The organism is Snodgrassella sp. ESL0323 (assembly GCF_013346865.1).
In the GTDB taxonomy this organism is placed as follows: domain Bacteria; phylum Pseudomonadota; class Gammaproteobacteria; order Burkholderiales; family Neisseriaceae; genus Snodgrassella; species Snodgrassella alvi.
The window spans coordinates 169,275-194,528 of record NZ_JAAEDT010000028.1 but is presented as its reverse complement, the minus strand read 5'-3'; the positions used below and the strand labels follow the sequence as shown (position 1 = coordinate 194,528).

At 40.1% G+C, this 25,254-nt stretch carries 21 protein-coding genes and 1 other RNA gene; 13 read left to right on the top strand and 9 right to left on the bottom strand.

The genetic code is table 11. The features are described 5' to 3' along the window. Window positions 1-20: 20 nt before the first annotated feature. Window positions 21-152, bottom strand: coding sequence for a hypothetical protein (locus GY065_RS13435; RefSeq protein WP_256433075.1), 132 nt, complete (start codon window positions 150-152; stop codon window positions 21-23). 90 nt (window positions 153-242) lie between these two features. Between GY065_RS13435 and GY065_RS12310 the strand changes: the two genes are divergently transcribed. From GY065_RS12310 to GY065_RS12290, 5 genes are all read left to right on the top strand, one after another. Beyond that, window positions 243-971 carry a phosphoadenylyl-sulfate reductase gene (locus GY065_RS12310; RefSeq protein ID WP_084586602.1) on the top strand — a complete coding sequence of 243 codons (729 nt, stop codon included), beginning with the start codon at window positions 243-245 and terminating at the stop codon, window positions 969-971. Between the two features lie 56 nt (window positions 972-1,027). After that, a complete protein-coding gene (cysD, locus tag GY065_RS12305) occupies window positions 1,028-1,942 on the top strand; it encodes a sulfate adenylyltransferase subunit CysD (RefSeq protein ID WP_100117157.1) in 915 nt (304 codons plus the stop codon). Continuing rightward, window positions 1,942-2,544 (top strand): alpha/beta hydrolase, encoded by a 603-nt coding sequence (locus GY065_RS12300; RefSeq protein ID WP_174834313.1) that lies wholly within the window; start codon window positions 1,942-1,944, stop codon window positions 2,542-2,544. Before cysD ends, GY065_RS12300 begins: the two co-directional genes overlap by 1 nt. A 7-nt stretch (window positions 2,545-2,551) precedes the next feature. Then, window positions 2,552-3,847: a sulfate adenylyltransferase subunit 1 gene (locus GY065_RS12295; RefSeq protein WP_174834312.1), complete on the top strand. Its 1,296-nt coding sequence runs from the start codon at window positions 2,552-2,554 to the stop codon at window positions 3,845-3,847. A gap of 495 nt (window positions 3,848-4,342) precedes the next feature. Then, on the top strand, window positions 4,343-5,005 hold the full coding sequence (locus GY065_RS12290; protein WP_174834311.1) for a S24 family peptidase: 663 nt from the start codon (window positions 4,343-4,345) through the stop codon (window positions 5,003-5,005). A gap of 241 nt (window positions 5,006-5,246) precedes the next feature. On the opposite strand, the gene tehB is transcribed toward GY065_RS12290, so the two are convergent. Continuing rightward, window positions 5,247-6,107 carry an SAM-dependent methyltransferase TehB gene (tehB, locus tag GY065_RS12285; protein ID WP_174834310.1) on the bottom strand — a complete coding sequence of 287 codons (861 nt, stop codon included), beginning with the start codon at window positions 6,105-6,107 and terminating at the stop codon, window positions 5,247-5,249. A gap of 910 nt (window positions 6,108-7,017) precedes the next feature. Between tehB and GY065_RS12280 the strand changes: the two genes are divergently transcribed. The 4 genes from GY065_RS12280 (at window position 7,018) to GY065_RS12265 (ending at window position 13,052) form a co-directional block, all read left to right on the top strand. After that, entirely contained in the window at window positions 7,018-7,995 is a 978-nt protein-coding gene (locus tag GY065_RS12280; protein ID WP_174834308.1) for an L-lactate dehydrogenase, read from the top strand. Window positions 7,996-8,187: 192 nt separating this feature from the next. Beyond that, window positions 8,188-9,972 (top strand): assimilatory sulfite reductase (NADPH) flavoprotein subunit, encoded by a 1,785-nt coding sequence (locus GY065_RS12275; RefSeq protein WP_174834306.1) that lies wholly within the window; start codon window positions 8,188-8,190, stop codon window positions 9,970-9,972. 419 nt (window positions 9,973-10,391) lie between these two features. Beyond that, complete coding sequence (locus tag GY065_RS12270) at window positions 10,392-10,808, top strand: hypothetical protein (protein ID WP_174834304.1); 417 nt, start codon at window positions 10,392-10,394, stop codon at window positions 10,806-10,808. A 1,101-nt stretch (window positions 10,809-11,909) separates the two neighbouring features. Next, window positions 11,910-13,052, top strand: a complete 1,143-nt coding sequence (locus tag GY065_RS12265; RefSeq protein WP_174834303.1) for an acyltransferase — start codon at window positions 11,910-11,912, stop codon at window positions 13,050-13,052. Window positions 13,053-13,207: 155 nt separating this feature from the next. Here the strand turns inward: GY065_RS12265 and GY065_RS12260 are convergent, their stop codons facing one another. From GY065_RS12260 to GY065_RS12235, 6 genes are all read right to left on the bottom strand, one after another. Then, window positions 13,208-14,518 (bottom strand): MFS transporter, encoded by a 1,311-nt coding sequence (locus tag GY065_RS12260; RefSeq protein ID WP_100126074.1) that lies wholly within the window; start codon window positions 14,516-14,518, stop codon window positions 13,208-13,210. A 259-nt stretch (window positions 14,519-14,777) separates the two neighbouring features. Continuing rightward, a complete protein-coding gene (locus GY065_RS12255) occupies window positions 14,778-15,356 on the bottom strand; it encodes a hypothetical protein (protein WP_174834302.1) in 579 nt (192 codons plus the stop codon). A gap of 244 nt (window positions 15,357-15,600) precedes the next feature. Next, a complete protein-coding gene (locus GY065_RS12250; protein ID WP_174834301.1) occupies window positions 15,601-16,185 on the bottom strand; it encodes a hypothetical protein in 585 nt (194 codons plus the stop codon). A 274-nt stretch (window positions 16,186-16,459) separates the two neighbouring features. Next, the gene (locus GY065_RS12245) at window positions 16,460-16,990 is read right to left on the bottom strand and encodes a hypothetical protein (protein WP_174834300.1); all 531 of its coding nucleotides are present in this window, start codon (window positions 16,988-16,990) and stop codon (window positions 16,460-16,462) included. A gap of 283 nt (window positions 16,991-17,273) precedes the next feature. Further along, complete coding sequence (locus GY065_RS12240; RefSeq protein WP_174834299.1) at window positions 17,274-17,459, bottom strand: hypothetical protein; 186 nt, start codon at window positions 17,457-17,459, stop codon at window positions 17,274-17,276. 578 nt (window positions 17,460-18,037) lie between these two features. Next, window positions 18,038-18,712 carry a hypothetical protein gene (locus tag GY065_RS12235; protein ID WP_174834298.1) on the bottom strand — a complete coding sequence of 225 codons (675 nt, stop codon included), beginning with the start codon at window positions 18,710-18,712 and terminating at the stop codon, window positions 18,038-18,040. A 602-nt stretch (window positions 18,713-19,314) separates the two neighbouring features. Between GY065_RS12235 and GY065_RS12230 the strand changes: the two genes are divergently transcribed. Continuing rightward, entirely contained in the window at window positions 19,315-19,686 is a 372-nt protein-coding gene (locus GY065_RS12230) for a DUF4865 family protein (protein ID WP_371731969.1), read from the top strand. A gap of 162 nt (window positions 19,687-19,848) precedes the next feature. Here GY065_RS12230 and rnpB read toward each other — a convergent pair. Further along, window positions 19,849-20,210: RNase P RNA component class A (gene rnpB / locus GY065_RS12225), an RNA gene on the bottom strand. A 143-nt stretch (window positions 20,211-20,353) separates the two neighbouring features. On the opposite strand from rnpB, the gene GY065_RS12220 reads away from it, so the two are divergent. The 3 genes from GY065_RS12220 (at window position 20,354) to GY065_RS12210 (ending at window position 25,235) form a co-directional block, all read left to right on the top strand. Beyond that, window positions 20,354-22,195, top strand: a complete 1,842-nt coding sequence (locus GY065_RS12220) for an ABC transporter ATP-binding protein (protein ID WP_174834296.1) — start codon at window positions 20,354-20,356, stop codon at window positions 22,193-22,195. 103 nt (window positions 22,196-22,298) lie between these two features. Then, entirely contained in the window at window positions 22,299-23,999 is a 1,701-nt protein-coding gene (gene dld / locus GY065_RS12215) for a D-lactate dehydrogenase (protein ID WP_100115734.1), read from the top strand. A gap of 246 nt (window positions 24,000-24,245) precedes the next feature. Further along, window positions 24,246-25,235 carry an aldo/keto reductase gene (locus GY065_RS12210; protein ID WP_084548633.1) on the top strand — a complete coding sequence of 330 codons (990 nt, stop codon included), beginning with the start codon at window positions 24,246-24,248 and terminating at the stop codon, window positions 25,233-25,235. Window positions 25,236-25,254: the final 19 nt, after the last annotated feature.

The following is a 25,254-nucleotide window of genomic DNA, read 5'->3' as shown; positions in this document are numbered from 1 at the left end:
GTTGTTGTTTATACGCTATCTTATAAGCGCTGGTGCCCTGATGAAAAAGAAGCAATTTTTCTAACCAAAGCGTTGGCAGTTATATCTGTAACAGCAGCATCAGTGACCGGAAGTTTGGTTATAAAGAAAGAAATTTTTATTCTTTCCTCCATGCCGGCTGCACTTGTTACTATTTGTGCTATTCAGACAGTAATCCGGTTAAACAATTACTGTCATTAATAATTTGTGCATTCAGGATAGTGATAACCATGTTGCGTCCCCGTTTGTGGACTCCTCCGCATGATGCGGCTGCCACCGGCCGCCTGCCGGCTCTGACAACCGAGCTGACAACACGCTTGCAGCAGATTGCACAGCAGCATCACCATGTTAAATTTGCTTCCAGTCTGGCGGTTGAAGACATGGTCATTACTGATGTGATTGCCCGCGAACAGCTGCCTATTGAAGTATTTACGCTTAATACTGGTGCATTGAACAGTGAAACACTGAGCTTGCTCGGGGCTGTGCGTCAGCACTGGGGTATTCGTATTGCGGAATACCGGCCAGATGAACACGCTGTAAATGCATATATCGCCACTCATGGCAAACTGGCTTTTTATGACAGTGTTGCACTGAGGCGTGAGTGCTGTCATATCCGCAAAATCGAACCGCTTGGTCGTGCTCTGAGTCAGGCTGATGCCTGGATAACCGGACAAAGGCGTGAGCAGTCGGCAACACGTACGGCTCTGGCTCTGGCAGAGCAGGATCAGGTGCACGGCATGGCTAAATATAATCCTCTGGCTGAATGGCTGGAAACTGAAATATGGGCATATGCCCGGCAGCAGCAGTTACCGGTTAATGCCCTTTATCAGCAGGGTTATCCCAGTATCGGCTGTGAGCCCTGTACCCGCCCTGTAAAAGCAGGCGAAGACATTCGTGCCGGACGTTGGTGGTGGGAAAGTCAGGACAGTAAAGAATGTGGTTTACATAAATAAGCTGAAATCAACTCAGGGTTGCAGACAGAATGGTCTGTGCCCGTAACGGGAATATCATGAGTATTCAAGACAAACATCTGGACTGGCTGGAAGCTGAATCTATTTATATTATCCGCGAAGTAGTGGCCGAAGCACGCAATCCGGCATTACTGTTTTCCGGCGGCAAGGATTCAGTGGTGCTGCTGTCTCTGGCTGTAAAGGCTTTTCAGATTCCGGGACACAGCCTGCAACTGCCATTGACACTGGTGCATATAGATACTGGACACAACTACCCGGAGGTTATTGCTTTCCGTGATGAAGTCGTACGCCACCTTGGTGCACGTCTGGTCGTCGGCAGCGTAGAAGAGTCGATTCGCCGCGGCAGTGTTACTCTGCGCCGGGCTACAGATTCACGGAATGCCGCACAGGCCGTCACTCTGCTGGAAACAATTGAAGCCAATGGCTTTGATGCATTAATGGGCGGCGCCAGACGGGATGAGGAAAAAGCCCGGGCTAAAGAAAGGATTTTTTCTTTTCGGGATGAATTTGGTCAGTGGGATCCGAAAAACCAGCGTCCCGAATTATGGGATTTGTACAATACACGTCTGCATCCGGGTGAAAATATGCGGGTTTTTCCGATTTCCAACTGGACAGAGCTAGATATCTGGCAATATATCGCGCGTGAACAGCTTGCTTTGCCGGAGATTTACTATGCACATCAGCGAGAAGTCGTTGAGCGCAACGATATGCTGGTACCGGTAACAGAGCTGACACCGAAAAAAGAAGGTGAAGTCAGTATTGTGCGCAGTGTGCGTTTCCGGACTGTCGGCGATATTTCCTGCACCTGTCCGGTAGCCAGCACAGCCAGTACAGCAGCAGAAATTATTGCTGAAACCGCACAAACCACGATTTCCGAACGTAATGCTACCCGTATGGATGATCAGGTATCGGAAGCAGCGATGGAAGAGCGCAAGAAAGCAGGTTATTTCTGATGACAGAAAAACAAACGGTATTACCGGCCAGAATATTTATTGTGCATGGTTTTCAGAGCAGTCCGCAGGATAACTGGTTCGACTGGTTGGCTACACAGATCCGGCCAACCGGTGCAGAAGTAACCGTACCGCTTATGCCTCAGCCGGATTATCCGCAGGCAGCACAATGGCAGCAGACACTGGATAAGCTTATCGGCCAGCCGGATGAACAGACTTTTCTGATTGGTCATAGTCTTGGCGTTATTACACTGCTGCAATTTCTCAGCCGGCATAAACCTGTACGGCTGGGCGGTCTGATTCTGGTTGCCGGATTTGCCGCACACCTGCCCAGGCTACAAATACTGGATGGTTATATCGATGCCAGTCAGCCGGATTTTGCAGTATTGCAGCAAATCAGTATGCCGGTTCACAGCATTATTTCAACTAATGACCCATATGTTCCCGAAGCAGCCAGTAACGATATTGCCCATGCCTTGCATAGCAGTATTCAGTATATCCCTGATGGCGGCCATCTGATGGCAGAAGACGGCTTCAGAAAACTGGAACCTGCCCGGGACAGCCTGCAACAGATGCTGGCACAGGCGGCAACCTTAAAAAAGTGAGACACCGATGAGTACTGATTCTGTATTGCGTTTTATTACTGCCGGCAGCGTAGATGATGGTAAATCCACACTGATAGGACGACTGCTGTTTGACAGTCAGTCCTTACTGGCTGATCAGGTTGCTTCGCTGTATCACGGCAAGCACAAACGTACCGCCGACGGCATTCCTGATTTTGCTCAGCTAACTGACGGACTTGCCGCTGAGCGTGAGCAGGGTATTACTATAGATGTAGCCTATCGTTATTTTGCCACGCCGGCGCGTAAATTTATTATTGCTGATACGCCGGGACATGAGCAGTACACACGCAATATGGTTACAGGTGCATCTACTGCTGATGCTGCCATTATTCTCATAGATGCCACCCGGCTGGATTACACTGAACATACACCATCCTTACTGCCGCAAACCCGCCGCCATAGCGCGATTCTGAAACTGCTGGGTACCCCGCATATCATTGTGGCAGTAAACAAACTGGATTTACTGGATTACAGTGAAGAAAAATTTAATGCCATTAAGCGTGCTTATGCTGAACTGGCTATTGCTCTGGATTTGCACAATATCAGCTACGTACCCATATCAGCTTTGAATGGTGACAATATAGTGACTGCCAGTGCGCATATGCCATGGTATCAGGGGCAGCCTCTGTTGCCTTTGCTGGAAAGCCTGCCCGCTGCCAATCGCAGCAGCCAGTTACTGTCTGCTCCTGCATTATTCCCTGTTCAACGGGTTGCCCGGCTGGATGGCAGCAGTGCAGATGATTTTCGCGGTTATCAGGGACGTCTGGAACAAGGTACCCTGAAAGTGGGCGACCGTATACGCATTGAACCGGCAGGACAGACCAGTGCCATAGCGGCCATTTATACGCCTGATGGTCAGGTGGAGCAGGCACAGTCAGGTGCTGTGCTGACTGTGGTACTAGCAGATGATGTTGATGTTTCTCGGGGCGACAGTCTGGTGGCAGCAGATAGTGCATTACAGCCTGTAAAAACCATCAGTGCTTCCGTGTGCTGGTTTGACAGCAAACCCTTAAGCTCAGCCCGCCGCTACTGGTTCAAGCATACTACTCAGACGGTATACGCCAAAATCAAACAGGTTGATTATCTGCTGGATGTACAAAGCCTGAACCATCGCGAAGACAGCGACAGCCTGCAGCTGAACGATATTGGCCGTGTACAGCTTAGTATTCAGAAACCCGTGGTAGCAACTACTTATGAGGATAATCCCGCTGCCGGAGCCTTTATTCTGATTGATGAAGCCACCAACCATACTGTTGCAGCCGGTATGATTGTTTCTGTTGCTTAAAACCGCATTCAATAATAGTTAATCTATTGAAAATAAGCAGACAGAATTGATATTCTGTCTGTCCGGAGCCAGCCCGATGTTCAGGCTGGCTTAGTATTATCATGCATTAGTTAATGTATAACATTTGTTAAAAATTCTTATCATTTTTGCTTATTGAAAAGTTAAAATGTAAGTGTGTTTAATATCAACAGTTAAATAATTGTTGTTTTGAATGCAAGCTTACGATACCCCAATAAGATTTATATCAAATTTTGTGTAAAAATAATGTAAAAATGACGTTAAAATGAAGTTTTTAGAAGTCAGCCTATCACCATAATATAATATTAATTAAAATTTAAAATGAATTATCACATTAATAATATTAGGGAATTCATATCTATTGGTTTCTTTCCGGACAAATTATTATATTTTGTATATATCAAATGCTCATCGCTATAAACAAAACATAACACGATTTACGTTAACATCATTCTTCTTTTAATCAGGAGATAATTGGTGTTAAGCGATCGAATCAAACAGGCACGACAGCTTGTGGCTCTGTCACAGCAACAGGTGGCTGATAGAATGGGGGTTTCTAAAACTGCCGTATTTAAATGGGAGAATGGTCATTACGAACCGAAAAATCTGGATATACTGGCCAATATACTGGGTGTCAGTTTATCCTGGTTACGTGAAGGCCGTGGTAGCCCTTTTCCGGCTACAACCACAACATTGGCTGCAGAAGTAAATATTATTGCAGAAAATCAGGATCAAACGCTCGTTCCATTTTATTCTTCAATAGAACAGGCCGGCAGTGTGCAGTCAAACCAACTGCATATTCAGCACGGTAAAAGAATCAGTTTAAGAACTGAGCTTCTGGAGCGTAAAAAAATCAATCCGCAAATGGTGGTGTGCTTTTCGGTAAATGATAATAGTATGGAACCTATTATTCCTCACGGGACTATTTTTGCTGTAGATTTAAACCGCACCAATATTATTGATGGCAATGTATATCTGATTAAACAGAATCATCAGTATCGCATCAGAAAACTGTACTCAATGCCGTATGAAGAAGTACGTCTGCATGCTTTCAATACAAAAGAATATAGTGATGTTTGTGTGCCGGCTGATCATATCATTATCATCGGGCGGGTATTTTATTACGCAGTCGAGTTGTAAATGGTTTAATTATTATGTTTAAAAATTATACGGATATTTTTCTGTTAATTCAGTAAACAACTTATTAATCTTCTGATATTTTGATTTAGTCAGTAAATAAATCTGATTGTTTGTCAGATAGCTATTACTTAGCCTGAAAGCAGTTTTATCACTTTATAAATTATTGTTTCAATGCAATTAATATTGAATTTTTATGATAAATATTTTATATTTTTAGCCAGATTAAACAATATCTGAAATATTACTTTTTTTGCGCCAATAAGGTGGCAAAACGCAGTTTTATTCGATTACCATGACTATCGGTTTTATGCAGTTCACCAACATCTTCATTGTATTTCAGAATATCCCAGTCCTGATAATAATTACGCAATTCATTCTCTTTAAAAGTAAACGAAAACCCGACTGTACAAGGGAAATCGTCAGTGGACATCGCACTGACAATTAAATTATATCCCCCCGGTTTTGTTATTATTTGCATATTGCGAATGATATCGGGAATTCTGTCTGCCTGTAGAAACATCATTACCACTGTTGAAATAATTAAATCGTAATTACCTGTTAAATCAGCCTGATTTATATCATAAACAGATGCATTGATATGGGCTAAATGTTCATTAGCAATAATGCTTTGTAAATTATTAATACTTACCTCTGATTTATCAACGGAATCAACATCGAAGCCCAATAGCTGTAAATAGAGTGAGTTACGACCGGAACCACAACCTAAATCCAAAACTTTCCCTGCTGAAATGAGCTGACTAACTGCCAGTACTTCAGAGTGCGTTTTGGTCATTTGATATTTTTTCTGAGTGTAATCTTCCGGCAGACAATAAAAAGCCAGCTGGCATTGCAGATCATCCGATACCCGAGCTATCCGGTGCCATTGCTGCGGTAAAATCAACGGTGGTTGCTGCTGAGTATTGAAAACATGCTCAGAAATGATGTCTCCCTGTTCAGTTAATATATCAAAATTCACATAACCTTTAATAATATTTAATTTTGCCCAGGTACCTGTTTGCGTATTATGCTGTTCACAAAACTGTTTCGGTAAGGTTTGTGCATTCCAAACTGGTAACGTTTTATAGCAAATTAAATTTTTCATCACATCACTATTAATAAAATAACTTATTGATACCATAGTATATGGCTTTTTTGATTAGTTAAAGAGATGACTCAAAATTAATTAAATTTGTTATTGTTACCTTACAGATACCATAGCATCTTTATCTTTAAAATAACCAGTATTTATATTCTGAATAAATCTTCCCTGGATTATATAAATATTTATTCATTTAAATTTATCATAAATGCGAAATTTTATCTGGCACCTTTAGCTTGGTATTCGCATTGAGATAAAATATCTTGTCAGTCAGAGAAAATAATATTCATTAATCAGCATACCTTATCTGTTGAAAGGCCGGCCTGAAATATCTCTATTGATACAGAGTTAAATGTAATAATTGTATGATCTTATCATCAGGCATATGTTGATAATTTTTATACCAACACTATCGGTGTTCAAATCTTCAATTTGTAAATATAAATTTTTATCATAAATTCTGGTCAGAATTGAAAACAAAAAGACCATAAATTATTCTATTTCAGAATGGCGATAACATAAGAGAAAAGGTAGATTATAAATACAATAAGTGGATATTTAACATAGATTCTACAGGTAGCAATGCTGAACCATTTTTCATAACGCACTATATCAATAATCAATAAAGCATTTATAAATTAAGATCATTATTTTGGTTTTTAGTCAAGTATAAAGTGGAATTTACTAGCGTAAAAATATTATTCAAAATTAAATATAATTATATTAAATTCACGAAAATATCGATATGTATAGTAAAAAATATACATAAAATTATGTTTATAGGTCTGATGTACCAAAATTTGTAATGAATAATGAATATAAATAAATAAAAAAAATGGTATATGATAATCTGTTACAATTTATGCATAAATTCACATAGTTTTGTATTTATCCATAGAAACGAGGTTGATTTATGTTACAGCCTACTAATGCCAAAAATCACCAGAAAATTGTTCTGGTCGGCGCCGGTGCGGTTGGTTCCACTTTTGCCTATGCTGCTACCCTGCAAGGTATCGGTCAGGAACTGGTTATCGTCGATGTTGCCCGTGATAAAGCACATGGTGATGCTAAAGATATTGCTGATGCATTACTGTTTACTTATCCGAAAAACATTTACGCCGGTGATTACAGTGATGCTGCTGATGCTGATATCGTAGTCATTACTGCCGGTGCTGCTCAAAAACCTGGTGAATCACGTCTGGATTTGGTTAATCGTAATCTGCATATCATTAAAAGCATTGTCACTCATATAGTAGAGTCTGGTTTTAACGGTATCTTTCTTGTGGCTTCGAATCCGGTTGACATTCTGACTTATGCTACATGGAAAATTTCCGGTTTTCCGGCAGAACGGGTAATTGGTTCCGGTACATCTTTGGATTCCGCCCGTTTATGTAAATATGTAGGGTATTTACTGAATGTCGATCCGCGCACAGTAAGCGGATATATTCTGGGTGAACACGGAGATACCGAGTTTCCAGCCTGGTCTCACCTGAGTGTAGGCGGGCTGACCATGGAAGAATGGATTAAAGGTGACCCGCGCTTTACCGAAGCAGATCTGGATATTATTGCTGATCGTGTGGTCAATGCCGCTTACGATATTATTCGCCTTAAAGGTGCTACTTACTATGGTGTCGGTGCTGCTCTGGCACGTATCTGCCGCGCATTATTGGATGATGAAAATACCATTTTACCTGTTTCTGTTTATTTGAACGGTCAGTATGGCGTTAATGATATGTATATTGGTACACCGGCAGTGTTAGACCGGCACGGCATACGTCAGGTAATTGAAATTCCGCTGAATGAAAAAGAGCAGGGTTTAATGCGTGCTTCAGCCAGCCATCTGGATGAAGTAATGCGTAAATCTTTTCCGGAAATCGGTATTAAACGCTAATCCGGACAGTCTGGAGGCAAGCCAGACCATCCGTTTCAGGGCAATCCGGAGGGTTGCCTTTTTATATATTCTTACTGCTTCTATCTAAATAAGCGTCATTTCTTTCTCAAAAAACTTTGTGCTTGCTAGTATGGCTGACTATCTATTGCAGTCTGAAAATTACATTAATCATAACCTTATCGAGCACAAGCCATGAGCATACCCATTTCCCCTGAATTGCTGCAATCGCTTGCCAGCCTTTCACCAACACAACTTGCCTGGCTGTCCGGCTATGCATGGGCAAACAGTCAGCAGCAAAATACGGTTTCTCCGGCAGCGTTGCCGGTATCCGGTGTTGCAGAACCGGTTGCAACACGCAAAGTACTGGTTTTATCCGCTTCACAAACCGGTAACGCACGTCGTGTGGCAGAAAGCCTGCAATTGAAACTTGAAGCTGCCGGTATTAATGCAGCTTTAATCGCCAGCGGCGACTATAAAATCAAGCAGCTCTCCAATGAAGATATTCTTTTGCTGGTAACGTCAACACAGGGCGAAGGCGAACCCCCGGAAGAAGCTTTACCACTATATAAATATCTGTTTGGTAAAAAAGCACCGGCTCTTAATCAGCTTCACTTTGCGGTACTCGGACTGGGAGACAGCAGTTATCCGCAATTTTGTCAGTGTGCTAAGGATTTTGATAATCAACTGGCTCATCTGGGTGCGCAGCGCCTGGCTGAACGGACAGACTGTGATGTCGACTATCAGAGTAGTGCCGCAGCATGGCAGGATAAAATTATTGCTCTTATCAGTGAGCTGAATAACACTAATAGCGCAAGCATAAGTAATGAGGTTCAGCAAAGTGTAGTCGCTGCACAAACTGCGGTATTTACCAAAGCAGCACCATTCAGTGCCACCTTAAATTTGCGTCAGCGGATTACCACACCTGAAGCCAACAAAGATGTCGAACACATCGAAATCGATTTAACCGGTTCTGGTATCCGTTATCAGCCCGGGGATGCACTGGGTGTGTTTTATCAGAATGCAGCCACATTGGTAGAAGAAATTCTGCAGCATACACAGGTAGACCGGGATGCACTGGTTCGACTGGCTGACGGACGTGAAATAAGTATCGGAGAAGCTTTACAGAATGAGCTGGATATCACTCAGAATACACCTGCTCTGGTGCAAAACTATGCCCGGCAGATACAAAATGCCGAACTGGATGAAATCGTGGCTGACAGTACAGCCTTGAAGCAGTTTATTGCCACCACTGCGCCAGTCAGTGTGCTGGCAGCCTATCCGCATTTAATTGATGCACAGGCATTACATGATTTATTTCGTCCGCTTACACCGCGCCTGTATTCAATTGCTTCAAGCCAGGATGAGGTTGGCGAGGAAGTTCATCTTACCGTGGGTGTGGTGCGTTTTATTCAGCGTGAACGGCAATATACGGGAGGTGCGTCCGGTTTTCTCGGTGAACGTTTGCCGGAAGGGGAAGCAGTACGCGTATTTATTGAAGAAAATCACCGTTTCCGCTTACCTGAAGATGGTAATACCCCCATTATCATGATTAGTGCCGGTACAGGTATTGCACCGTTTCGCGCATTCATGCAACAGCGTGATGCCAATGATGACGCAGGTGAAAACTGGCTATTTTTCGGTAATCAGAAATTTACTGATGATTTTCTTTATCAGGCCGAATGGCTGCAATACCGCAAAAGCGGTTTGCTGACACGTTACGATTTTGCCTGGAGCCGTCAGGAAAACGAAAAGGTTTATGTACAGCATAAATTGCGGGAGCGTGCACAGGATATCTGGGAATGGTTACAGCGTGGAGCGCATATTTATGTTTGCGGCGATGCCGGCAAAATGGCTCGTGACGTTGAGCAGGCACTGCTGGATATTGTTACTGAGCAGGGTAAACTCAGCTCTGAAGATGCTGATGAATATCTGAGTGAGCTGCGTCAGCAGCAACGCTATCAGCGTGACGTATACTAACAGCCAGCCTGATTCTTAAATCCGAATTTACAGATAGTGCAAAAAAACATTAATATCGAGTTGTGTTTCCTGCTGATTGTTAATATTTTATGCTTTTCCATATAGATGTATGGCTGGAATGTCTGTAACCATGCATCATTATGTTTGCAGCTATTATTATTTACACGGTCAGCCATTAGGCATCAGCTGTATTTGTCCATAATTTGCTTAATTTGCGTTTGGGTGCATTCAGATTATCTGTTTGTGCATTGCTCCGGTGTTTTGTTTGTCTTCTGCCTGCTGTGTATTACTTACTGTATTTACAACGGCACACACCGGTCACAAGTGATATGCTACTTAAATGGTACTCTCATACTAAAAACTATGTTTTTTGAAAAATGGGTTAAACAGTGTTGATGATTATCCGGAGGTCAAAACCGATGAAAATTAATTTTAGATTAAAAATATTTGTTATTTTATTTTTTTTGTTTAACTTTAATTATTCGTATGCTTTACCTAAAGAAGGAAGTTGGACTGATGAGATGTATACAGATAATAATGAAATACCCTATAGCATTTTCTCAATTAAGTTGAAAGTTGAAGATAATAATAAAATTAATGGGGAATTATGTTCAATTATTCAATATGGTAATAAAATTGATTGTCCTATTCTTTTTTCGTCTAGATTGATCGACAATAAAATTAAAGTTCATTTTGATAGTAATTTTGGTGGTATAAATGGTTTCGCCGTTATAACAATTCAAGGTAATAATTTAAGCTGGGATTTAATTAATGTTCCTGAAGGTGAATATTATGTTGTTAGAAAAGCATTATTACTTCCAGAAAAAAATAAATAGTAGAAAAAAGGTTTTAGAGTAAATCGCTAATGAGCTATTCACTTATTGTTTTCGTTTTTTTATATCAAAAGTATTTACTAAGTTTGTTTGTGTTAATAATCAACAAATTGGTTTAACAGTTATATTACATAACAAAAATTACTATTGAAGTTTAATAATCGATTGATTATGAATTATTAAATGGTTGCCTATCCATCAGAGAGCTGACTAGCCACCTCGGTGTGAGTAAATCCGCTCCCGATAAATGGATAAGATAACTGGTACCCAATAAAATCTGTATTACCGGCAGCAAATCAGTATTATTCGGTATGCAGGACACCCGATTGATTAATGCAGATGTATATTGAACATTATACAGAGAATGGGCATTTTATTTTTCCCTAGCACTGATATATATTCTGCACTCGAAAACCAGTTTACTGCCTCTAGCAATAATCGTAATATTTATTGCCATTTATCTGATTGACCCATTTAATCAGCAAAAAGCTTACTTTATTGCCTGTTTTGCCATAGGCGCACTGGCCAGAATATTGTCTGAATCTGTACAGATATCTAAAAAATTCTGTGATATCGGTATCGTGCTGTTACTGGTGCTGATTTTTTGTATTACTAATGGTCACTATGAGATTAATTTCTTACCACTGTTTGCAATGCTGTTTGGCCTGATTGCGCTCTGTAGTGCTGTTACGGCTAAAAGCTTTTATACGGCTCGGTGATGCCAGTTACAGTATTTATTTATTACATGATATTGGGATATTGGCTGGTTCTGTTTGAATAAAATTATTCAAATAAATGAAATTTATCTGGAGAAAACAGGCTATACCTTGTTTGTTACCGTGGTATGTATTACCTTAATGCTGATATGCACCTTAAGCTAACGTTTTATTGAACAATCCTTTATGCAATTGGGTCGGCGTAAGCGGCATATTTAATATGAGATAATATTTTATTTTGATTTTATTTGGTCAAAAAACATTTATTTTTCATAAATGTAAATAATATTAAAAAGAAAAAATTTAATTTTAAACAAACTTTGGATGTTAAAATAAGTTTATTATAAAAACTTCTGAAAAAATTAATTTTTAAATTGAAGAATCATAAATGCTAATTCAATATAAATTCATTTTATGGATGCTTGGGCTGATATTGCTTATAGGGCTATTATTTGGTTCAAGACTTTTTAGCTTTATGGATGAGAACAGTCAAGTTAACAGAGTAAAGCATTTAGACGGATTGAGATTCTTCCTAGCATTTATAGTTGCACTATTTCACTATCTTCTTTGTTATTTCTATTTTCATGGACAGGTGTGGTCAGGTTATATAAATCGACCTAACTATCCAATTGTTGTAAATATGGGTGGTCTTGGGGTAGCCATATTTTTTATGATTTCCGGTTATCTGTTTGCCTGTGCACAGCCTTCTTCATGGATAATGTTTTATCAGAAGCGTTTTTTTCGTATTGCACCTGTTTTTTATCTTTCATCTATATGCTGCATTATTTTTGCTTTCTTTATTCAGAAAGATAATATTAATACTGATCAGTTGTTCAACACTTTTTATTATTGGTTTGATGCAGGTATCACCGGTAATAAACCACCTTTATTTGGTTTGAAAAATTCTAATTTGATCAATGCTGGGGTCACATGGACATTGTTCTGGGAGTGGGGATTTTATTTTTCGTTACCCGTTATTTGTATATTACGCAATAAAATAGGTTTATTAACATTAAGCTTAACAATATTAATTATCTGTACATATTTTATTTCTCGATATAATCAAAATTATGCAGTATATATTGCATATTTTGCTATTGGAGCTTTAGCAAGAAAATTACCTGAAAAAATTCAAATACCCAAATACATTTGTGATATTGGAATAATATTAACAGTCGTATTTATGCTTGCAGTTGCAGATAGAATTTACAATATTGTTTATTTGCCGGTTATGGCTTTGTTATTTATCTTCATCACTATGGGTGGTGATATTTTTGGCTTATTAAAACTGAGAGGATTCGTACGTCTGGGAGATGCCAGTTATAGTATTTATCTACTTCATGGTTTGGGCTGGTATGGTATGAATAAATATATTGCCGTACAAAATTTTGTTTTAAACCGCACACAATACACATTAGTCTCTACAGCAGTATTGTTGATTTTACTGACTATCTGTACCTTGACATTTCAGTATATTGAAAAACCATTTATTGCTTTAGGCCGGCGTAAATTTTCGTGGCTGAAAGAATAAACGTTCGAACAAATTTTTCTAGGGTACGATAACTGGTTGTATCACTTTCAGATACAGATAATTCAGGATTTAAATACAACAATAATTTCTGTCCGGAACAATTCAGTGATCCGGGCAGTATGGTTTATGCGATACATTGCTTGCTTTGCAAAAAGTTATTTATCCGGCTGATCCTGATTATCAGTATTCTGCAAAGTTTCATGAATATGCTGTTCTGCACTTTGGGCATCATACGGAGTGTCAGTAGCATTATTGTTGCGCGGGTCAAGCTCGGCGGTCATCGGTCCAACATTGCCGGATACCGGTACATAAACACTGCGTTCTGAAACAAGGACAGCCGGCTGCATATACGCATATACCGCCAGAATGGTTGCGATAATCGCATATACACTATAGAAGCCGAAATGATTGAATAGCTGCATAACTGACCCCAGAATCAGTGGTGCCACCAGTGAGCCCAAACCATAAACAAACAGCAGACAGCGATTTACTTCCACTGTATTCATATTGGCAGGTAAAACATCATTGGCGCGTGCCAGTCCCAGTGCATACATCGGAAAGCCGCTACAACCGATAGCCAGTGCAATCACGCACTGAGCCCAGATATTACCCGGCAACCCTACTAACAACAGCATGCCACTGATTGCTGCTACCGCAGCTACACAGGCACAGCCGAAAATAGTACGCGGGCGCCCGAATTTATTTGACAGCCAGGCAATAAATAATTGGATGGTAAACCCTCCAATCATTGCAGAACCCAGAAACAGAGATACTTGAGGCAGACTGTAGCCCAGTTTCAGTATAAATACCGAGCCCATGGTGAAAAAGCCATTAATAAAAATCCCTGCCATAAAACAGGCAATCCATGCCAGTGGTACAATGGAAAAGACGTGCGGCAGACTGATACGTTCACGTTTAGGAATTTCCGGTTGCTGCATACGGGTCAGCCCTACCGGTAACGTGGCCGCAATCACCAGAATAGCAGCCAGTGTAAAAATGTTATTACTGGTCATATTCAGGCTTAGCAGCAGAACGCTGGTTGCTGACGACATATAATATACTACTTCGTACAGAGCCAGAATCTTGGCACGATTCTGAGGAACGCTGCGTGCTGTAAACCAGCTTTCCACTACCATTAATAAGCTGTAGTGACAAAAACCCAGTAATGCACGCAAAATCCCCCACATCCACAACTGTTCTACCATCAGATGGGCGAGAGCGGCAATAGCAAACAATGCACCAAATACGCTGAAGCTGCGGATATGTCCTACGCGTGAAATAATCCGGTGAGAAACAATAGCAGAAATCGTACCACCAATAAAAAAGGCAGCATTCAGCACACCGATGGTAATATTACTGACTCCCATTTGAGTCGGCTTTACCCCGGCAGAATTCAGAATAAGCCCGTAACCGGAAAATAGAAAAAAAATAGAACCATATAAAGACAAAAATTGGCGCGTGCGCATGTTGATACCGATAATTAAACAATAGCCAAGCCTGACATAAAACTACTGTTAATGTAAAGTCTGTTACTGAGCGGACAAATAATTAAATTATATCTACATTGATTATTCAGGTTTTGCAAAATACTCCTTCTGAGTTGATGCAGCCTGAGATTTAACAGTATTTAGTAGTGATTATCCGGCATGAAATTTTCTCTGGTAATGTAAAATAAACAACCAAAATTTTCACTTCATCTGAATAAATTTTATTCGGATAAAGAGATTAAACACAATGAGCAGTACAAACAAGAAACGGAGAAATGATAAAGCGTAAAGATTGGTCGTCCAGATCATGCTCCTGTGTGTACACAACATCATTGAACTCATATGAACATGATCTTATCATGCCAATGGATCCAGCTGGCCATGACGTTTTATGTTTGGATTCACATACTTTATTACGTTCGAAGTCACTAAGCTCAAAATCAGGATCAAATGCTTTACTCATAAGTTGAATAGATTGCTGACATTTATTCATATCGGCTGATTGATTATTCGAGGATTGGTCACAGTTAAGTTTAAGTTGTGTTATCAACTTGTTTCTGTTTCTATGCATTGTGAGGTTGATATTAGGTGCAAGGTCATATTCAGCTAGATACTCCTCGTTTTTTTTAATAGGTTTCAGATTATATCGATATTGTATATTTAAAGTATTGAATTTTTCTATAAAATCAGATTCTTTAACTTTATAGATGGGTGGGTCGGACACAGTTAGAGCTAATGCTGAGTAAGAGAGAGCTAATGCTGAGTAAGAGATTAGCTGACAGATAATGAAAATAGTAGCTATAAAGATTTTTTGCATTTGGCTATCTCTGGTTTGAGAAAGTAAGCATTCAATAGTTATCTAGGAGCTGCCGCTGCCGGATAATATAAAAAGCAAAGATAGGTTAATTGATATAAATATTATGCTATTTATCTGAAAAAATAAAATGATATAAATCAAATTCGAAGATTTTAACTGGTCATATTTATCAATCCAGTCGGAACAAAAATCTGGTAGTTATATAAATTATTTGCATACCAGTATGTCTTATATTGCTAAATGCTCATTCTGGGTTGATGTATCTTAAATATTCAGATCTATAAGAAGATTGTCTGTATGTAGAAATGGTAAAGCGTAAAGATTGGTCGTCCAGATCATGCTCCTGTGTATAACGAACTTTATTGAACTCATATGAACATGATCTTATCATGCCACTGGATCCATGTGTCCATGACGTTTTATGTTTGGATTCACATACTTTATTACGTTCGAAGTCACTAAGCTCAAAATCAGGATCAAATGCTTTACTCATAAGTTGAATAGATTGCTGACATTTATTCATATCGGCTGATTGATTATTCGAGGATTGGTCACAGTTAAGTTTAAGTTGTGTTATCAACTCATCCCCGCTGATTCTATGCATTGTGAGGTTGATATTAGGTGCAAGGTCATATTCAGATAGAGACTTCTCGTTTTTTTTAATAGGTTTCAGATTATATCGATATTGTTTATTTAAAGTATTGAATTTTTCTATAAAATCAGATGCTTTAACTTGATAGATGGGTAGGGCGACCACAGTTAGAGCTAATGCTGAGTAAGAGATTAACTGACAGATAATGAAAATAGTAGCTATAAAAATTTTTTGCATTTGGCTATCTCTGGTTTGAGAAAGTAAGCATTCAATAGTTATTTAGGAGCTGCCGCTGCCGGATAATAATATAAAATGCAAAGATGGGTTAATTGATATAGATATTATGCTATTTATCTGAAAAAATAAAATGATATAAATCAAATTCGAAGATTTTAACTGGTCATATTTATCAATCCAGTCGGAACAAAAATCTGGTAGTTATATAAATTATTTGCATACCAGTATGCCTTATTCCAGACTTATTCATTCTGGTTATTCATATTTAAATTATTTAATAATTAGTGTAGGCACTAGCGCCAAGACGCGGAGAAATGATAAAGCGTAAAGATTGGTGGTCTAGATCATACTCCTGTGTATAACGAACATCATTGAACTCATATGAACATGAATTTGTTTCGTCTGTAGGTTCACATACTGTATTACGCTCGAAGTCACTAAACTCAAAATCAGGATCAAATGCTTCACTAATAAGCTGAATAGATTGCTGGCATTTTTTCATGCCGGCTGATTTATTATTCGCGAATCGGTCACAGGTAATTTTAAGTCTTGTTACCAACTCAAACTCGCTATACATTGTGAGATAGATATTAGGTGCAAGGTCATATTCATATAGAGACTTCTCGTTTTTTTTAATAGGTTTCAGATTATATCGATATTGTTTATTTAAAGTATTAAATTTTTCTACAAAATCAGAAATTTTGACTTTATGAATGGGTGGTGAGGGTGCCAAAGTTAGGGCTAATGCTGAGTAAGAGATTAACTGACAGATAATGAAAATAGTAGCTATAAAAATTTTTTGCATTTGGCCACCTCTGATTTAAAAAATAAGCATTCAATAGTTATCTAGGAGCTGACGCTGCCGGATAATATAAAATGCAAAGATAGGTTAACTGATATAGATATTATGCTATTTATCTGAAAAAATAAAATGATATAAATCAAATTCGAAGACTTTAACTGGTCATATTTATCAATCCAGTCGGAACAAAAATCTGGTAGTTATATAAATTATTTGCATACCAGTATGTCTTATTCCAGTCTTATTCATTCTGGTTATTCATATTTAAATTATTTAATAATTAGTGTTAAGACACACGGCCAGGACGCGGAGAAATGATAAAGCGTAAAGATTGGTCGTCCAGATCATGCTCCTGTGTATAACGAACATCATTGAACTCATATGAACATGATTTTATTTTGACTGTAGATTCACATACTTTATTACGCTCGAAGTCACTAAACTCAAAATCAGGATCAAATGCTTTACTCATAAGTTGAATAGATTGCTGACATTTATTCATATCGGATGATTGATTATTCGAGGATTGGTCACAGTTAAGTTTAAGTCGTGTTATCAACTCATCCCTGCCTTTTCTATGCATTGTGAGGTTGATATTAGGTGCAAGGTCATATTCAGGTAGAGACTCCTCGTTTTTTTTAATAGGTTTCAGATTATATCGATATTGTTTATTTAAAGTATTGAATTTTTCTATAAAATCAGATGCTTTAACTTTATAGATGGGTGGGTAGAACACAGTTAGAGCTAATGCTGAGTAAGAGATTAACTGACAGATTATGAAAATAATAGTTATAAATATTTTTTGCATTTGGCCACCTCTGATTTAAAAAATAAGCATTCAATAGTTATCTAGGAGCTGACGCTGCCGGATAATATAAAATGCAAAGATGGGTTAACTGATATAGATATTATGCTATTTATCTGAAAAAATAAAATGATATAAATCAAATTTGAAGACTTTAACTGGTCATATTTATCAATCCAGTCGGAACAAAAATCTGGTAGTTATATAAATATAAATTATTTGCATACCAGTATGTCTTAATATTGCTAAATGTCCATTCTGAGCTGATGTATCTTAATATTCAGATAGATAAAAAGATTGTCTGTATGTAGAATTGATAAAGCGTAATTAATAACATAGCTGATATAGTATTGAATAAGTTTTAATGACATCAGATCTGATTCAGATTTTGTGGGGTAATCTAATTCATCCTCACTAAACGGAGAAATAATAAAGCGTAAAGTTTGTGTGTCTTGTTCATTTTCCAGAGTGTACTTAACATGATTGAACTCATAGGAACATGTGTTTGTCTCGTCTATAGATGTGCATGCTTTATTACGCTCGAAGTCACTAAGCTTAAAATGAGGATCAAATGCCTCACTAATAAGCTGAATAGATTGCTGGCATTTTTTCATGCCGGCTGATTTATTATTTGAGAATTGTTCACAGGTAAGTTCAAGTCGGCCTACCAACTCAAAAACGCTATTAATGTCGAGATAGATATTAGGTTTAAAGAGATAAATGATTTTAGATTGAAAGTTTTCATCTTTTTTAATAGGTTTCAGATTATATCGATATTGTTTATTTAAAGTATTGAATTTTTCTATAAAATCAGATGCTTCTATTTGATAAATGGGTCGGCTTATCACTACAGTTGCTAATGCTGAGTAAGAGATTAGCTGACAGACAACAAAAATAGTGGCTATAAATATTTTTTGCATTTGTCTATCTCTGGGTTTAAAAAAGTAAGAATTCAATAGTTATCCGGCATTAGGCGTTACTGGAGAATATAAGAATGTAAATATCTGTTTTATTTTATAGATATTATGTTATTTCTATGAAAAATAGAATGATATAAATCAAAATTTAAGGATTTTGACTGGTGATATTATCAATCCGGCCGGAATAAATATCAGATCATAACTCTGTACCTGTTTAGATAATTTCTGCGCTTATTTAGTGGTAACTATATCGGTAAGGTATTATTCAGATGTGCGGACATGCAGGCTGTAGCAGTAAAAATCCATACAGATATATTCAGTTCTTAAAAAGGCAACAGGTAAATATCCGGTTTCTGTTAAATCATAATCTTTATGCTTAAATTTTTTAAAAATAATGACTTTATCATAACCGTGCTGATTAATTTCATTTTCTATTTCACAGGTTTTTTTAATAACAATATCTGTTGATTCTATTTGATATTCAGTCTTTTCAATAACAATAAACTGAAACAGAAGTTCTGAAATTAATAATAAAGTTTTGACAGATTTAAATGATAATTTTATTTGTGCAAATTTTTCCAGTGTTGAATTGCTAAAAGCATATTTATCTTTGGAAACAAACCAAAGGAATGAACAAATTTATTTTCGAAGGCTATTTTGACAATATTATTAATTCTTTTGGCTGGCAAAAAATCAATATTGGTATTACAGCAGAAGTGGAATTGACAAATGATTTCTCACAAAGCCGGTATGTATCAGAAGAAAATTTTTCTATAGCAGAACAAGTACGGTTAAGAGATTTTTCTTTTCAAAGTGCTGAGTATAAAAATAAAACTGGTAAAGTGATTATTTATAATCCGGATAAATGGCGTTATGCCGCATTTACTTTTTTTAAAGACAAACCAGCCATAAATAATCAGAATCTGTATCAGATTTTCCATCTTTCGCTTGATGCAGGGCATGGTCAAAAATAAATTAATCAGATTGTTCAATGAATGATAACAATAGATAACTAACTTGTTTTTACTTTATGATTTTCTTTGATATCCGGTGCCATGGGAATGCTGAATAATCAATGAGTACAAGAGAGCCGGAAAAACGGTTACAACTGTGTGAATAACCATTATGCTGAGGGGCACATCAGACAACCGATAAGCCGGGTTCTGTCTTGGACAGTCATTCATCTGGGCGGCACATTACTGTGCCGCTCTAGCAACCTACCCGAATGCTCGGCGAGCAGCGTCAGTGCATTCTGTTTGGTCTTGCTCCGAATGGGGTTTAGCCTGCTACACGTTGTTACCAACGGCACGGTGCGCTCTTACCGCACCATTTCACCCTTACCTGTGCTGTGGTTTCCCACAGCCATCGGCGGTTATGCTTTCTGTTCCACTTTCCGTCGCCTCACGACGCCCGGCTGTTAGCCGGCATTCTGCTCTGTGGAGCCCGGACTTTCCTCCATGCAATGTATATTATGCACAGTGACTGTCTGGTATGCTGATGTGCCTGCAGGATTCTAACACAAACCGCTGAAGGCTGATTTATATTTCAGATTATGTATAATGATTTGTCTTATTATTTTTCTGGCTGCCGTATTTGCTGGTACAGCCGCTATGGCTCATCTATGCAGAAAGCCCACGCAATATGTTATTGAACCGATTTTTCAGCTGGTTTGAAAACCGCATTGATACTTATCCGGATACGCTTCCGCAACCGCCGAAAAAAGGTGTGTTGCCGTTTATCTGGAGCTGTCTGGAGGGAGCACGCCTCTGGCTGCTGCTGATGGTTGTCATGACCATAGGTACCGGTATTCTGGAGGCACTGGTATTTCGTTTCCTTGGTACGGTAATCGACTGGCTTGGTGCTTATTCACCAGACAGGTTATGGCCGGAAAAAGGACATGAGCTGCTGCTGATGGCTGCTGTGCTGATATTCAGTATTATTTGGTCATTTCTTTCTTCCAACGTACAGTTTCAGACTCTTCAGGGCGCCTTTCCGATGCGTCTGCGCTGGAATTTCCACCGCCTGATGCTCGGGCAGAGTATGGGTTTTTATCAGGATGAATTTGCCGGCAGGGTTTCTGCCAAGGTGATGCAAACCGCGCTTGCGGTACGTGATACGGTAATGTCTGTGTCCAATATGCTGGTTTATGTACTGGTTTATTTTGTTACCAGCGGGGTAATACTTGCCGGTATGGACAGCTGGTTATTGCTGCCTTTTATTCTGTGGATAGTGCTGTTTGTCATGGTACTCAGATTTCTGATTCCTAGGCTGTCTGAAACTGCTCAGAGGCAGGCAGATGCCCGTAGTCTGATGACCGGTCGTATTACTGATGCCTACACCAATATTGCTACGGTGAAGCTGTTTTCTCACAGTGCGCGTGAAGCCGCCTATGCTAAAGCATCAATGCAGGAATTTCTGGTAACTGTGAATGCGCAGATGCGTCTGGCAACCCTACTGGATAGTCTGAGCACCATGATTAATACTTTACTGGTAGTCGGTTCTGCCGGTCTGGGTATCTGGCTGTGGATGCAGGGGCAGGTGGGTGTCGGTGCTATTGCCACAGCGACAGCCATGGCCTCACGGATTAATGGTCTTTCACGCTGGGTAATGTGGGAAAGTGCGCGTCTGTTTGAAAATATCGGTACGGTGGAAGATGGTATGAAAATACTTTCCCGTCCGCATGCTATTGTTGATAAACCTAAGGCACTGCCGTTAACAGTTAATCAGGGTGCGATTGACTTTGAGCATGTAAATTTTTCTTACAGTGAGGATAAACCGCTGCTGCGCGATTTTAACCTACATATCCGCGCGGGAGAAAAAGTGGGTCTGGTCGGACGCAGCGGCGCTGGTAAAACGACACTGACCAATCTGCTGCTGCGTTTTTATGATGTACAGGGCGGGCGTATTCTGATTGACGGACAGGATATCCGCGATGTAACGCAGGATAGTCTGCGTGCAGCACTGGGGCTGGTGACACAGGATACTTCTCTGCTGCACCGTTCAGTACGTGACAATATAGTTTACGGGCGTCCCGATGCCTCTGATGAAGAAATGATACAGGCAGCACAGCAGGCAGCAGCGGATGGTTTCATTCCATCACTGGAAGATTCCAAAGCAAGACATGGATATGATGCACATGTGGGTGAGCGCGGTGTGAAGCTGTCTGGCGGACAGCGCCAGCGGATTGCCATAGCCCGTGTAATTCTGAAAGATGCGCCGATTCTGCTGCTGGATGAAGCCACCAGTGCTCTGGATTCAGAAGTAGAGGCCGCCATTCAGGAAAATCTCACCCGATTAATGCAGGGCAAAACGGTTGTGGCAATTGCTCACCGGCTGTCTACGATTGCTGCAATGGATCGGCTGATTGTGATGGATAAAGGGCAGATAGTTGAGCAGGGCACACATAGTGAGCTGCTGGCAAAAAATGGTGTTTATGCTATGCTGTGGCAACGGCAGAGCGGTGGTTTTTTGCCTGAAGCCTGATATACATCAGATATGTTAAAAATCTTCCCGTTAATATATAACTGTTCTAAAATGGTTTGTATTGATTAGGAATAAGTCACTACATAATAAAGGGAGAAGCAGTATGGGTATTAATACACATACCGACCTCGTTCACACATTACAGGGAATTGTCGGGCATGAATATACTCTGACTGATCCCGCACGTACTCTGCCTTACCGTCAGGGTATTCGTTTCGGAGTTGGTGATGCGCTGGCTGTTGTGATACCGGGTACACTGGTGGAGCAGTGGCGGGTATTAAAAGCCTGTGTTGAAGCTGATGTGATAGTTATCACTCAGTCTGCCAATACCGGTCTGACAGGTGGTTCGACACCGGATGGTAATGATTATGATCGCCCGATTGTTATTGTCAGCACACGCCGGCTGGATGGTATTCAGGTGATTGAAAATGGCGAACAGGTAGTCTGTCTGCCCGGGAGTACACTGTTCCGTCTGGAAAAAGAGCTGAAACAATATCAGCGTGGTCCGCATTCGGTTATCGGTTCATCCTGTATTGGTGCCTCCGTGATGGGCGGAGTATGTAACAATTCAGGCGGTGCGCTGATTCAGCGCGGTCCGGCTTATACTCAGATGGCAGTGTTTGCTCAACTGGATGAAAACGGTCAGTTGCATCTGGTAAATCATCTTGGTATCGAACTGGGCGATGAACCGGAAACTATTTTACAGAATCTGCAAAATCATAAATACAGCGATCAAGATATCAAACATGATGCCGGTATGGGACATGACCACGAATACCGCAACCATGTACGCGAAATAGATGCAGATACGCCGGCACGTTTTAATGCCGATCCGGCACGGCATTATGAAGCTTCCGGCAGCGCCGGACGTTTAATGGTCTTTGCTGTTCGTCTGGATACTTTCCCGCTGGAGAAAAAATCTGCGGTTTTCTATATCGGCAGTAATGATACCCACGAGCTGGATGATATTCGCCGCCATATTCTCAGCAAGTTTAAAAATCTGCCGGTTTCCGGTGAGTACATGCACCGTGAGGCTTTTGATATTGCTGCGGCATATGGTAAAGATACTTTTGTTGCCATTCAGAAATTCGGTACGGATGCCATGCCGCGTCTGTTTGCCTTTAAGAATTTTGTTGATCGTATCATGGCGAAAATTCCGTTTTTTCCGAAGAATTTTTCTGACCATTTTGCGGTATTTATGTGTAAATTTTTGCCGCAGCATTTACCTCAGTCCATTCGTGATTACCGCGACCGTTACGAACACCATCTGATTCTGAAAATGGCTGATGACGGTATTGAGGAGGCAGAAGCATTTCTGAATACTTTTTTCCAGCAGAAAACCGGTAGTTATTTCCGCTGTAATGAAAAAGAGGCCGAAGCGGCAATGCTGCATCGTTTTGCCGCAGCCGGCGCAGCGACTACCTATCGTAATGTGCATAGCGATACGGTAGAAAATATTGTTGCACTGGATGTGGCTTTACGGCGTAATGACAGCGAATGGTTTGAAACCCTGCCTGACAGTATTAATCAGCATTTCATCCATAAAATGTATTATGGCCACTTTTTCTGTCATGTTTTCCATCAGGATTATATTGCCCGTAAAGGTACCGATTGCAACAAAGTTGAAGATGAGATGCTGGTATTGCTTGATCAGCGTGGAGCCCAGTATCCGGCTGAGCACAATGTTGGTCACTTGTATCATGCCAAACCGGCTTTAAAGCAATTTTACCGGCAGCTGGATCCTACCAATAGCTTTAATCCGGGTATTGGTAAAACTTCAAAGAAAAAATACTGGGCTGATTAAGCTGACAAATAAATCAGTATTTTCTGAAAATCATTGCTGATAAAGGTATTTGGAAAAAATAGTATTTACGTCTGAAATATACCGCTGAGCGCCTGCTGATTTGTCAGGCGCTTTTTTTTGACTGATGAAAAGGCTGGTTGATTATTTATGAATAGTATTAATTAACCTTAGTAATTCAGACCTCTTAATCCTGTTGCCTGCAAAGACTATGCTGTTTCTGCGATTAATCACAAAAGGAATAGTACGATGCAACAACGTTATTTAGGCAGTAGCCGTCTGGCTGTTTCTGCTTTGGGGCTGGGATGTATGGGGCTGAGTTTCGGATATGGTGCGGCAACAGAAACTGGAAAAGCCATTGAGCTGATTCGTTCTGCAGTGGCACAAGGTGTGACTTTTTTTGATACGGCAGAAGTCTATGGTCCTTATCTGAACGAAGAATTAGTCGGTGAGGCTTTGAAACCTTACCGGCAACAGGTAGTGATTGCCACTAAGTTTGGTTTTACGTTTGGTGATGATAATAAGCAGCAGATTTTAAACAGCCGTCCGGAGCATATTCGCCAGGCAGTCGAAGGTTCATTGCGACGGCTGCAAACAGATGTGATTGATTTATTGTATCAGCATCGGGTCGATCCTGATGTACCGATTGAAGATGTTGCCGGTACGGTTAAGGATTTGATTGCTGAGGGAAAGGTAAAACATTTCGGTTTGTCTGAAGCCGGTGCTGCTACCATTCGCCGGGCTCATGCAGTACAGCCTCTGACTGCGTTGCAAAGTGAATACTCAATGTGGTGGCGCGAACCGGAAAAAGAAATTTTGCCATTGCTGCAAGAGCTGGGAATTGGTCTGGTACCGTTCAGCCCGCTGGGTAAAGGCTTTTTAACCGGTACCATTAATTCATCTACCGTATTTACTGCCGATGATTTCCGCCGGCGTGTACCGCGCTTTACTCCTGAAGCGCGGGCAGCAAATGAAAATCTGACCACTCTGATCAATAAACTGGCTCAGGCTCATCAGGTTACTCCGGCTCAGATTGCTCTGGCATGGCTGCTGGCACAAAAACCATGGATTGTTCCGATTCCGGGCACTACCAGACCAGACAGACTTCAGGAAAATCTGGCTGCGGCCGATATTCAGCTAACCGCCAGTGATGTTGCTGAAATTAATCAGGCTCTGGAGCGTATTTCTATTGTGGGTGAGCGTTATCCTGCTGACCAGCAGGCACGTGTAGGGCGTTAATCAGGAAAGGATAAGGGAG

Excerpts from the sequence above, each read along its gene's own strand:
- GY065_RS12300 (WP_174834313.1), top strand. The coding sequence starts at position 1,942 with ATGACAGAAAAACAAACGGTATTACCGGCCAGAATATTTATTGTGCAT.
- dld (WP_100115734.1), top strand. The coding sequence starts at position 22,299 with ATGGGTATTAATACACATACCGACCTCGTTCACACATTACAGGGAATT.
- GY065_RS12210 (WP_084548633.1), top strand. The coding sequence starts at position 24,246 with ATGCAACAACGTTATTTAGGCAGTAGCCGTCTGGCTGTTTCTGCTTTG.
- GY065_RS12295 (WP_174834312.1), top strand. The coding sequence starts at position 2,552 with ATGAGTACTGATTCTGTATTGCGTTTTATTACTGCCGGCAGCGTAGAT.
- GY065_RS12250 (WP_174834301.1), bottom strand. The coding sequence starts at position 16,185 with ATGCAAAAAATTTTTATAGCTACTATTTTCATTATCTGTCAGTTAATC.
- GY065_RS12245 (WP_174834300.1), bottom strand. The coding sequence starts at position 16,990 with ATGCAAAAAATTTTTATAGCTACTATTTTCATTATCTGTCAGTTAATC.
- GY065_RS12270 (WP_174834304.1), top strand. The coding sequence starts at position 10,392 with ATGAAAATTAATTTTAGATTAAAAATATTTGTTATTTTATTTTTTTTG.
- GY065_RS12260 (WP_100126074.1), bottom strand. The coding sequence starts at position 14,518 with ATGCGCACGCGCCAATTTTTGTCTTTATATGGTTCTATTTTTTTTCTA.
- GY065_RS12220 (WP_174834296.1), top strand. The coding sequence starts at position 20,354 with ATGTTATTGAACCGATTTTTCAGCTGGTTTGAAAACCGCATTGATACT.
- GY065_RS12280 (WP_174834308.1), top strand. The coding sequence starts at position 7,018 with ATGTTACAGCCTACTAATGCCAAAAATCACCAGAAAATTGTTCTGGTC.
- GY065_RS12240 (WP_174834299.1), bottom strand. The coding sequence starts at position 17,459 with ATGAGTAAAGCATTTGATCCTGATTTTGAGTTTAGTGACTTCGAGCGT.
- GY065_RS12275 (WP_174834306.1), top strand. The coding sequence starts at position 8,188 with ATGAGCATACCCATTTCCCCTGAATTGCTGCAATCGCTTGCCAGCCTT.
- GY065_RS12255 (WP_174834302.1), bottom strand. The coding sequence starts at position 15,356 with ATGCAAAAAATCTTTATAGCTACTATTTTCATTATCTGTCAGCTAATC.
- tehB (WP_174834310.1), bottom strand. The coding sequence starts at position 6,107 with ATGAAAAATTTAATTTGCTATAAAACGTTACCAGTTTGGAATGCACAA.
- cysD (WP_100117157.1), top strand. The coding sequence starts at position 1,028 with ATGAGTATTCAAGACAAACATCTGGACTGGCTGGAAGCTGAATCTATT.
- GY065_RS12265 (WP_174834303.1), top strand. The coding sequence starts at position 11,910 with ATGCTAATTCAATATAAATTCATTTTATGGATGCTTGGGCTGATATTG.
- GY065_RS13435 (WP_256433075.1), bottom strand. The coding sequence starts at position 152 with ATGGAGGAAAGAATAAAAATTTCTTTCTTTATAACCAAACTTCCGGTC.
- GY065_RS12235 (WP_174834298.1), bottom strand. The coding sequence starts at position 18,712 with ATGCAAAAAATATTTATAGCCACTATTTTTGTTGTCTGTCAGCTAATC.